The organism is Desertimonas flava, from assembly GCF_003426815.1.
Taxonomy (GTDB): Bacteria; Actinomycetota; Acidimicrobiia; order Acidimicrobiales; family Ilumatobacteraceae; genus Desertimonas; species Desertimonas flava.
The window spans coordinates 58,988-68,296 of record NZ_QKYK01000030.1 but is presented as its reverse complement, the minus strand read 5'-3'; the positions used below and the strand labels follow the sequence as shown (position 1 = coordinate 68,296).

The 9,309-nt window shown below is 71.3% G+C and carries 11 protein-coding genes and 1 tRNA gene; 6 read left to right on the top strand and 6 right to left on the bottom strand.

Translation table 11 applies throughout. The features are described from left to right. Both DN771_RS23955 and DN771_RS23950 read left to right on the top strand, forming a co-directional pair. The coding region (locus DN771_RS23955) for a VWA domain-containing protein (protein WP_117000100.1) at positions 1–726 on the top strand (726 nt) is incomplete at its 5' end. Next, positions 723–1,484 (top strand): OmpA family protein, encoded by a 762-nt coding sequence (locus tag DN771_RS23950; RefSeq protein ID WP_117000099.1) that lies wholly within the window; start codon positions 723–725, stop codon positions 1,482–1,484. The genes DN771_RS23955 and DN771_RS23950, both read left to right, overlap by 4 nt. Positions 1,485–1,702: 218 nt before the next feature. Here the strand turns inward: DN771_RS23950 and DN771_RS23945 are convergent, their stop codons facing one another. From DN771_RS23945 to DN771_RS23935, 3 genes are all read right to left on the bottom strand, one after another. Beyond that, entirely contained in the window at positions 1,703–2,491 is a 789-nt protein-coding gene (locus DN771_RS23945; protein ID WP_476700380.1) for a HipA domain-containing protein, read from the bottom strand. Between the two features lie 84 nt (positions 2,492–2,575). Continuing rightward, positions 2,576–2,935: a HipA N-terminal domain-containing protein gene (locus tag DN771_RS23940; protein WP_117000097.1), complete on the bottom strand. Its 360-nt coding sequence runs from the start codon at positions 2,933–2,935 to the stop codon at positions 2,576–2,578. 221 nt (positions 2,936–3,156) lie between these two features. Continuing rightward, positions 3,157–3,239: transfer RNA gene (locus DN771_RS23935), tRNA-Tyr, on the bottom strand. A 215-nt stretch (positions 3,240–3,454) separates the two neighbouring features. On the opposite strand from DN771_RS23935, the gene DN771_RS23930 reads away from it, so the two are divergent. The 3 genes from DN771_RS23930 (at position 3,455) to DN771_RS23920 (ending at position 5,834) form a co-directional block, all read left to right on the top strand. Beyond that, positions 3,455–3,943, top strand: a complete 489-nt coding sequence (locus DN771_RS23930; protein WP_117000096.1) for a YajQ family cyclic di-GMP-binding protein — start codon at positions 3,455–3,457, stop codon at positions 3,941–3,943. Positions 3,944–4,017: 74 nt separating this feature from the next. Next, the gene (locus DN771_RS23925; RefSeq protein ID WP_117000095.1) at positions 4,018–4,614 is read left to right on the top strand and encodes an ArsR/SmtB family transcription factor; all 597 of its coding nucleotides are present in this window, start codon (positions 4,018–4,020) and stop codon (positions 4,612–4,614) included. After that, positions 4,611–5,834 (top strand): MFS transporter, encoded by a 1,224-nt coding sequence (locus tag DN771_RS23920; RefSeq protein WP_117000094.1) that lies wholly within the window; start codon positions 4,611–4,613, stop codon positions 5,832–5,834. The genes DN771_RS23925 and DN771_RS23920 overlap by 4 nt, the downstream gene beginning before the upstream one ends. On the opposite strand, the gene DN771_RS23915 is transcribed toward DN771_RS23920, so the two are convergent. After that, positions 5,775–6,431 (bottom strand): DUF937 domain-containing protein, encoded by a 657-nt coding sequence (locus tag DN771_RS23915; RefSeq protein WP_117000093.1) that lies wholly within the window; start codon positions 6,429–6,431, stop codon positions 5,775–5,777. The two genes, DN771_RS23920 and DN771_RS23915, sit on opposite strands and share 60 nt — an antisense overlap. 109 nt (positions 6,432–6,540) lie before the next feature. Between DN771_RS23915 and DN771_RS23910 the strand changes: the two genes are divergently transcribed. After that, positions 6,541–7,275 (top strand): PIG-L deacetylase family protein, encoded by a 735-nt coding sequence (locus tag DN771_RS23910; RefSeq protein WP_117000092.1) that lies wholly within the window; start codon positions 6,541–6,543, stop codon positions 7,273–7,275. Between the two features lie 84 nt (positions 7,276–7,359). On the opposite strand, the gene DN771_RS23905 is transcribed toward DN771_RS23910, so the two are convergent. Together DN771_RS23905 and DN771_RS23895 are read right to left on the bottom strand one after the other, a co-directional pair. After that, entirely contained in the window at positions 7,360–8,298 is a 939-nt protein-coding gene (locus DN771_RS23905; RefSeq protein WP_162942344.1) for a CE1 family esterase, read from the bottom strand. An 88-nt stretch (positions 8,299–8,386) separates the two neighbouring features. Then, the gene (locus tag DN771_RS23895; RefSeq protein ID WP_162942343.1) at positions 8,387–9,250 is read right to left on the bottom strand and encodes a CE1 family esterase; all 864 of its coding nucleotides are present in this window, start codon (positions 9,248–9,250) and stop codon (positions 8,387–8,389) included. Between the last annotated feature and the right edge of the window lie 59 nt (positions 9,251–9,309).

Below are 9,309 nucleotides of genomic sequence, written 5' to 3'. Positions count from 1 at the left end.
GGGCGCCGCTGGCCGTGGCTGCTGGCTCTCGTCCCGCTGGCCGTCGCCGGCTGGTGGTGGCAGCGCGACGAGGGCGGCGACCCGGTCGCCGCGGCGCCCCAGCCCACCGTGCCCGGCGCCGTCGGGTTCGGCGCACCGACCGGCGAGCGCGCCACGGATGCCCGCTGCTTCATGATCGCCATCGACGAGAGTTCCAGCATGGCCTCGGCCGACCAGGCCGGCGTCCGCGCCGACGCCGTGCGGGCGACGTCGGACTTCCTCGCCGTCCACGGGCTCGACGGCGACCGCATCGGCACCACCTGGTTCGCCGAGGGCGCGGCCACCACCGACCCCGGACCACCCGACGATGTGGTGCTCGGAGCGGCGCCGGCCACCCTCGGCGCCGGCACGCGGATCGCCGAGGGCCTGCGCAGCGCCCAGGCGGGGCTCGACCGCACCTGCGACACGGCCCAGCAGGTGATCGTGTTGGTGTCCGACGGTGAGGCGTCCGGGCCCGACGAGTTCGCCGCCGCGCGTGATGCGATCACCACGTCCCCGGACGTGACCGTCCACCTCATCGCGATGAACGACAACGGCGCGTTCGAGTCGTCACGGACCTTCTGGGAGGACCCGGCGCTCGGCGTCGCGTCGATCCGGACGATCACCAGCTTCGGCCGCGACGAGGTCGCCCGGGCCGTGGCCGCCATCCTCTCGATCGAAACCGGACAGCAGGTGACCGCCACATGAACCCGCATCGCCGCCGACTGCTCAACGTGCTCGTCCCGGCGGTGGCCGCCGGCGCCCTCGGCCTCTCCGCATGCGGCGGCGGGTCGAGCGCGTCTGGCGGCACCGACCCGGACCGAGACGGCTCGACCGTGCCGACCAGCGCGGTCCCGGCCGCCCCGGCCGGCTCCGACGTCCAGCCGTTCGACGGTGGCGACGACGATCGCGAGGGCGACGGAGTCGTGTTCGTCACCAACGCCCCGACGACCACCAGCACGACGACCACTCGCCCACCGACGACCACCACCGTGGCGTCGACGACCCGGCCGCCGACCACGACCGTGGCCCCGACGACCAGCACCAGCGTGCCGCCACCGACGTCGGTGCGGTGCTCGTTCGCCGCCGACGCCCTCTTCGATCCCGGCGACGCCGTGCTCCACGACGAGGCCGTCGCCGATCTCGCCCGCCTCGCCGCCGAAGTGGCTGGCGACGACGACCACTCCGTCCGCACGGTGCGCGTCGAGGGCCGTACCGACCATCGGGGATCCGACGACGACAACCTCGCCTTGAGCGAGGACCGCGCCGCGGCGGCCGCCGAGGCGTTGGTGGCCGCCGGCATCGACCCCGATCTGGTGACCACCGAGGGGCTCGGCGAGACCGAAGCGCTCCAGCCGACGGCGGACCACGAGCCCACCGAGGACGAGATGGCCGGCGACCGCCGCGTCGACGTGGTGATCGACGCCGACGTGCCGATCACTGCCAGCTGTCAGCCCCCGGCGTAGCCGACCTCGAACGTCAGCGCCACCGCTGAGCGTTGTGGTGGCAGCTGGGAGCCCGGCTAGTGGTCTGGCGTCGAGTTGGTGAGGTGGATCGCGCCGCTGGGCTCGTCGCTGGCAAGGCGCGAGGACGAAGGAATACACCCAGTCTTTCGAGGACGAGCAACGCAGCCAGCGGCGAGATCCAGCAAGCGAGACACCCTTACCAATCCGGCGACAGACCACTAGTCCATGAACTCGGTGGCTTTGCGTCGGATCTGCTCGGCGAGCGGCCCGTCGGGATCGATCAGTGCCTGGTCGACGGCGTCGAGTGCGAGTTCAGCGGTTCTCGTCGCGGCTGCGCGGGCTCTGGCTGGGTCGAGGTTCCATCGCTTGGTTTCGCGTACGAGCGCGGCGAGGTCCATACCGTCTGGCGAGATCGCCCCACCGAGGGTCATCGCCATCTCGGTGCGGAGCGGCGCGAACAATGCTGTCGGCACCGTGTCGTACAGCGGGGCGAGGCGAATGACCCCGGCCTCGAGCAGGAAGGCGATGTTCTTGCCGTGCGCGTCGGCGTTGCCGGTGATGACGGTGAACGCGGCGATCGAGGCGAGCCGTTCGAGCTGGCTGACAGGCTCCGCGGCGTACAGGTCGAGGAGGCGGGCCACGGATTGGAAGTCCGGGCCACCTCCTCCGTGGTGGACCTCGTACTTGCGAGACGCCGGGAGTCCGAGTGCTTGGCACGCATCTTCTTGGTGGATGCGGCCGGTGATCTGCCCGCCGTCGTCGACCGTGCGATCGAAGCGTTCAACGATGATGCAGCGGTGGCCGGCGATCGTGTCGACCCACGAGTTGACCATGGTCAGCCCCGCGTGACGAGCGACGGTGAGAGCGTCGTGCTCGGCATCGACCAGGTCGGGGTACCGGTCGGGGCTGCGCTTGATGATGTGCGACGACGGGTGCCCGTACAGTGGTTGCGCCCACGTTCCGTCGGGCATGCGGACGAGTAGGGTCTTGTTCTGCAAGCCGTCGATGCTGAGCTCGGATTCGTCGGTGACACCGAGTGGGTTGTCCGGCAGGTTGCCGATGACCTGGCCGAGATCGTCGGTGCCGAGCGGTCAGAGTTGCCAGCGGTCACGATGGCGTGGCTCGTTGTCCTGGTCGGTGAACTGGACGGCGCCGGCGATGTCTCGCCCGTATCGGGCGATGAGCCCGAACGTGTCGTGGGCGGCGAGCTTGGCGCGTGCTGCGAGCGCGCGGCGGTGCTCCCCTTGGGGAAGCAGGCCGTCGATGAAGCCAGTGGCGTCGAGCCGTGCCGTGGCGGTGAGCAGGGAGCATGACAGCAGCGGCACGTTGCCGGAGTGACGGTCGAGCACTTCGGGCGAGTAGGTGAGCCGGACGTCGCCGCGTCGTCCCCGGGCGACCGCTCCGATCGGCTCGTCATGGAGCCACACGGTGAGCGTCGTGGGTGGGCTCATCACTCCGTCTCGATGGTGATGGTTGCACCGAGTCGGCGGAGGACACGGAGTTGATGCTCGACGATGGAGGAGGTGCGGCCAGTCTCGATCTTGGCGATGTACGCGGGGGAGATGCCGGCGAGTTCGGCGATGGGTCGAACAGCGTCGAAAACAGCAGCGACCCCGCCGAAGCGGGGCCAGTGCGAAACGTCGACGTGCCCTCGTCGAGGACACCGCTGGGGTGGGCCGGGGAGGATTCGAACCTCCGTAGGACAATGCCGGCAGATTTACAGTCTGCTCCCTTTGGCCGCTTGGGTACCGACCCATCGCTGCTCGACGACGTGGTGTGTCGCCGAGGCAGGGGACGATCGTAGCGCCCGTGGAGCGACTCCCCTCCTGCCGTTCTGCCGCGTCGCGATGCCCCGCCGCTGCCCTCCGCTGCCCCTCCACCCCGCCCTCCCGCTTCGCTACCCCTCCGCCCCCGCCCTGCCGCTTCCCTACCCTCCTGTCCGCGCCCTCCCGCTTCGCTACCCTCGACGCATGGCCAGTTTCGATGTCGTGTCCGAAGTCGACCGCCAGGAAGTACGCAACGCCGTCGACCAGGCGCAGCGCGAGATCAGCACGCGCTTCGACTTCAAGAACACCAACTCCTCCATCGAGCAGAACGAGTTGGCGTTCACCCTGCGCAGCGTCAGCGAGGATCGCTTGGCGGCCCTGCGCCAGGTGCTCGAGGAGAAGCTCGTCAAGCGTGGTGTGTCGCTGAAGGGGCTCGAGTACGAGGACGTGCAGGAGGCCGCCCAGGCCACCGTGCGCCAGGTCGCCACGCTGAAGGTGGGGATCTCGTCCGACAAGGCCCGTGAGATCAACCGGCTGATCAAGGAGAAGGGCCCCAAGGGCGTCTCCAGTCAGACCCAGGGCGACACGGTGCGGGTCAACGGCAAGAAGCGCGACGACCTGCAGGCCACGATCGCCCTGATCAAGGGCGCCGACCTCGGCATCCCCGTGCAATTCGAGAACTTCCGCGACTGACGACGCCGCGACGATCAACAACTCTTTCTAAAGAACTCTTGCGCAAGAGTTCTTGATCATCGTACGCTCGATGCATGTCGAGTGAACGCATCACCGATCCGCGGCGCATCCGGGCGCTCTCCCACCCGCTGCGGATCGAGCTCCTCGAGCACCTGGCCGAGGGCGACCTCACCGCGACCCAGTGCGCCGAACGCACCGGCGAGAGCGTCGCCAGCTGCTCGTTCCACCTCCGGATGCTCGCCAAGTACGGCTTCATCGTCGAGGGCGAGCGACGGGGCCGCGAGAAGCCATGGCACCTCGCCTCGCGAACGCGCGACATGCGTCCCGATCCGGACGATCCCGCGCAGCTGCGGGCGCTCAGCGAGCTGGCCGGCTTCGCCGTCGAGCACGAGGTGGAGCACATCCGCCACTGGGTGTCGCACATCGCCGACGAGCAGCCCGAGTGGATCGACGCCACCACGATCACCTCGTCGTCGTTCTGGGCGACCCGCGAGGAGCTCGCCGAGGTCAGCCTCACTCTCCAGCAGATCGCCGACCGCTTCGCCGGTCGTGAGGCCGACCCGTCGTTGCGGCCGGCCGGTGCACGGCCGATCCGCACGTTCTCCGTCGCCTCGATCCACATCGAGCGCGAGCGCCGCGACGGCGAGCAGCGCGACGGCGGTGCGACATGAAGCTCCCCGGGGCCTTGTCGGTCCCCCCCTTCCGCCGGTTGACCGTGGCGTGGACGTTCGGCAACTTCGGAGACAGCGCCCTCTACCTCACCCTCGCCATCTGGGTGAAGGACCTCACGGGAAGCGACGCCAAAACCGGGTTGGTGTTCCTGTTCCTCGGGCTGCCGGCCTTCCTCGCCCCGCTCGCCGGCCACCTCGCCGACCGCCTCCCCCGCCGGCGGCTGGTCGTCGTGGCCAACCTCGTCGCCGCGGCGGGCGTGATGACACTCTCGCTCGTCGATCGGCCCGGCGATCTGTGGATCATCTACGCCGTCACGTTCGGCTACGGCCTCCTCACGTACGTGACCAGCTCGTGCGCGTCGGGCCTGATCCGCGACCTCCTCCCCGACGAGCACCTGGCGGGCGCCAACGGGCTCCTGCAGACGATCGACCAGGGACTCCGCCTGCTCAGCCCGCTCGCCGGGGCGGGCCTGTTCGCCGCCTTCGGGGGGACGGCCATCGCCGTGCTCACGGCATCGATGCTGGTGATCGCCGCCCTGATCGTGCGCACGGTCCGCATGCAGGAGTCGGGGCCGACGCCGGTCGACGAGCGGGGCTCGTTCTGGACCGAGTTCACGGCGGGGATGCGCCACATCCGCCGGACGCCGCGACTGTTCGGCCTCACCGCCCTGCTGGCCGTCGCCGTCGGCATCACCGGCTTCGCCAACTCCACGATCTTCGCCGCCATCGACGAGGGACTCGACCGCAGCAGCGAGTTCTTCGGGGTGCTGGCGTCGGTCCAGGGGGCCGGCGCCGTGGTCGGCGGACTCACGTCCGCCTGGGTGATCCGGCGCCTCGGCGAGCGGGTGGCGCTCACCACGTCGCTCGTCGTGCTCGGCCTCGCCCTCGCCAGTGCGGCGATCGCCCAGGTGGCCGTGGTCGCCGCCGGCTTCTTCGTCGCCGGCGTGGCCATCCCCTGGACGTTCGTCACGTACGCGACGATCCGCCAGCGGCTCACGCCGCCGGCGTTGCAGGGTCGGGTGTCGGCCGCCGCCAATCTGGCCCTCAACGGACCGCAGACGTTCGGCACGGCGGGCGGGGCGGCGCTGATCGCCATCGTCGACTACCGGCTGTTGCTCGCCGCGATGGCGGCGGTGATCGGTGCGTGCGCGGTGGCCGCGCTAGCTGCGGGAACCGCCCCCGAGGAGCCCGCCGAGCAGGTCGCCAAGGCCGCCGCCTGATCCGCCCGAGCCGCCGCCGAGGAGGCCGCCCAGCAGATCGCCGAGGCCGCCGCCACCGCCGCCCGACTGGCCCGACTCGTCGGACTTGTCGCCGAAGACGCCGCCGAGCGAACCCTTGAGGAGGTCGCCGATGCCGCCGCCCGACTCGCCGTCGTCACCCGAGTCGAGGTTGCTGGCTGCCGTGTCCTGGGCGGACGACTTCGCGCCGCCGAACTGCTTGGCGAGGAACCCCATCAGCAGCGGCGCGAGCATCGGCAGCAGCTTCTTGATCAGGTCGGAGCCACCCCCGAGGCCACCGAGCTGATTGGCCACGGCGTCGGTGTTGTCGCCGAAGACGTGGTTGACGATCTTGGCGCCGTCGTCGGTGTCGACCTCGTCGAGCTTGTCGGGCTGAGCGGGACCCTGGGCGGCGTGCTTGGAGATGGCCCGCACGAGGGCTGCGGCCCGCTCCTGGTCCTGGGCGTTGGCCTGCATGCCCTGCACGAGCGCCGGAAGGGCGGCGCGAGTGGCCGACTCGGCGGTGGCCTCGTCCACCCCGAGCTGGGCGGCGAGTTGGTCGAGCGGGAGCTGGTCGAGCAGATCGTCGATGCTGGCCATGGCGCGTGCCTCTTTCGATCGGTGCTGCCGCTTCGGCAGCCGGTGTCCGGCGCCGACTGTAGCCCCGCGCACCGGTGCCGCCCGCGTGCGGGCTGCGAGACTCGCGACCATGACTGACGTCCAACAGCTGTCCCCCATGCCCGACGACTGGGAGCGGGCGCTGGCCATCGTGGCCCACCCCGACGACATGGAGTACGGGGCATCCTCCGCCGTCGCCGGGTGGACCGACGCCGGCAAGTCGGTGGCGTACCTGTTGGTCACGCGGGGCGAGGCCGGCATCGACACGATCGAGCCGGAGGAATCCGCCCGCCTCCGGGTCGCCGAGCAGCGCGTCGCGTGCGACGCCGTCGGCGTGACCGAGCTGGAGTTCCTCGACCACCCCGACGGCGTGCTCACGTACGGCCTGCCGTTGCGGCGGGACCTCGCCGCGGCGATCCGCCGCCACCGGCCCGAGCTGGTGATCACGCTGAACCACCGCGAGTCGTTCGCCGGGGGCGGGCTCAACATGGCCGACCACCGGGTGGTCGGTGAGGCGGTCATCGACGCCGTGCGCGACGCCGGCAACCGGTGGGTGTTCACCGAGCTGTTCGACGAGGGGCTCGAGCCCTGGTCCGGCGTGCGCTGGGTGGCCGTCTCCGGCTCGCCGCTCGCCGGTCATGCCGTCGACATCACCGCCACCCTCGACCGCGGCATCGCCTCGCTGGCCGCCCACCACGAGTACCTGGCCGCGCTCGGTCCGGGACCGATGTCGGACCCGGCCGGCTTCCTGCGCACGATCGCCGAGAACAACGCACCCCGCTTCGGCGGCCGCCTGGCGACGACGTTCGAACTCCTCCCCATGTGACTCCCCACCCATCCGAGTGTTGAAGCGTTCCCGAGTGTCGGGCGTCCCCCTGTCGGACGTTCGACACTCCGATGGGTGCGGCGTTCAGCCTTCGCAGGCGGTCATGTCGGGCGGGGCCGACGGGTCGGCGAGGGCGCCGGTGATCAGCAGGCAGCCCGAGTCGATCGCCTCGCTCTGGTCGCCCGGACCGGTGGCCCCCACGGCGCCGAACCACACGTGACCGCCGCCGACGACGCTGTAGAGGCGGATGTCGGCGCCGCTCACGCAGCCCGACCACTCCAACGCCAACACGACCTCGCCGATGCCGCGGCCGACGGGTCCGTCGGTGCAGCCGGCACGCGCCGCCCAGCGCCCGGCGGCGACGGTGGTGGGCTCGAGCTCGAACGTGCCGAACGTGCCGCCTTCGTAGGGCACGAGCGGATCGGCGGTGCCGAACACGACGTACGTGTTCGGCGTCCCCTCGTTGCACAGCGCCGGCGTGATCGCCGCGTTGAGCACGATGCCGTCGATCACGTCGGGCCGGCTGCAGCCGTAGTACGCCGTGAACGCCGATCCCGCGCTGTGGCCGCCCATCCAGACGCGAACGGTGTCGACGCACCCGCCGGCGATCACCTCGGCGAGGACAGCATCGAGGTACTCGCCGTCGATCGACCACTCGGCGATCGGCCAGTCGGCGACGTCGCCCCGCCCCTGGGGCACGAGCAGCAGCACACCGGCGGCGGGCGCGGCGGTCTGGAGACCGGACGTCCCGGCGAACTCGACGGCGCCGCTGGAGAAGCCGTGGGTGAGGATGGCCATCGGCACGGGGCCGGCACCGGCGCCGACATCCGGCGGGGCGAACGTGAGGTAGGTACGTTCTTCCCCGCCCACCTCGATGACGTGCTCACCGTCGGCCGGCGCCGTGCACTCGATCGGCACCGGCTCGCTCGAGGCCACCGACGCCGCCACCGGCACGGAGCCGCCGACGCCGCACGAGATGGCCCCGATCGCGATGAGCGCTCGCCGCCTGGTCGTCCTGGTCATCGTGCTCCCCGATCTGGTTGACGGCCGGCCCGTTACGGTTGGTGCCTGGCACCAACCGTAACGGTGTCGCCTGGCTGCACGACGGCGCTCAGGCCTCGCAGCCGCCGACGTCGGGAGCGCCGTCGCCGGCGGTGGCGGCCGCCAGCACGAGGCACGTCGCATCGATGGCCGCCTCGCCGTCGGTGAGCCAACCGTGACCTCCACCGATCACGCTGTACAGCGAGACCAGGCCGCCGTCACCGTGATGACACGGCGACCACTCGAGCACGAACACGTCGGGCTCGACGCCCCGCCCGGCGGGCGGTCCGTCGCAACCGGCGGCCACCGCCCACCCCGCCGCCACTTCCGGCACCGTCCCGAGATCGTCGCCGTTGAAGTCGCCGCCACCGTAGGGGACGATGTCGTCGGCGGTGCCATGCACCACGTAGACGTCGGCGGAGACCGGGCCGTCGCATGGCGCCGGCAGCGCGGCGACGAGCACCGCCCCGACCACGTCCGAGCGGTCGCACACGAGCGCCGCGGCCATCGCCGAGCCGGCGCTCACGCCCGTGACCCAGATGCGTTCGGCGTCGACGCAGCCCGACATCGCGATCTCGTCGAGCACCGCGTCGACGAACTCCAGATCCCGGTCCCGGTCGGCGTGAATCCAACCGCGCGGATCGCCGGTCCCGTCGGGGAGGACCATCAAGGCGCCGGCGGTCGCCCCCTCGGGACCGAGTCCGCTGACGTCGCCGAAGCGGGACGCCGAGCCTCCCGTTCCGTGCAGGGCGACGACCAGCGGCCAGGGACCCGCAGCGACCTCCTGACCGGGAACCGCCACGACGTAGCCCCGCTCCGAGCCGCCGACGACCAGCCGGTGCTCACCGGTTTCGGGCGGCGCGCAAGCGGCCGCCGCGGGAGCGCTCGCACCGAGGGCGGGCCCGCCCGGCGCTCCGACATCCGCGAGCACCATCGCGCAGACGGCGAAAAAACCGGCCGTGGCAGGCACACCGTGTGCTCTCCTGTGGCGCC

What these genes read in the sequence shown, in the direction of transcription:
- DN771_RS23950 (WP_117000099.1), top strand. Translation starts at nt 723, where the DNA reads ATGAACCCGCATCGCCGCCGACTGCTCAACGTGCTCGTCCCGGCGGTG.
- DN771_RS23940 (WP_117000097.1), bottom strand. Translation starts at nt 2,935, where the DNA reads ATGAGCCCACCCACGACGCTCACCGTGTGGCTCCATGACGAGCCGATC.
- DN771_RS23930 (WP_117000096.1), top strand. Translation starts at nt 3,455, where the DNA reads ATGGCCAGTTTCGATGTCGTGTCCGAAGTCGACCGCCAGGAAGTACGC.
- DN771_RS23925 (WP_117000095.1), top strand. Translation starts at nt 4,018, where the DNA reads ATGTCGAGTGAACGCATCACCGATCCGCGGCGCATCCGGGCGCTCTCC.
- DN771_RS23920 (WP_117000094.1), top strand. Translation starts at nt 4,611, where the DNA reads ATGAAGCTCCCCGGGGCCTTGTCGGTCCCCCCCTTCCGCCGGTTGACC.
- DN771_RS23915 (WP_117000093.1), bottom strand. Translation starts at nt 6,431, where the DNA reads ATGGCCAGCATCGACGATCTGCTCGACCAGCTCCCGCTCGACCAACTC.
- DN771_RS23910 (WP_117000092.1), top strand. Translation starts at nt 6,541, where the DNA reads ATGACTGACGTCCAACAGCTGTCCCCCATGCCCGACGACTGGGAGCGG.
- DN771_RS23905 (WP_162942344.1), bottom strand. Translation starts at nt 8,298, where the DNA reads ATGACCAGGACGACCAGGCGGCGAGCGCTCATCGCGATCGGGGCCATC.
- DN771_RS23895 (WP_162942343.1), bottom strand. Translation starts at nt 9,250, where the DNA reads ATGGTGCTCGCGGATGTCGGAGCGCCGGGCGGGCCCGCCCTCGGTGCG.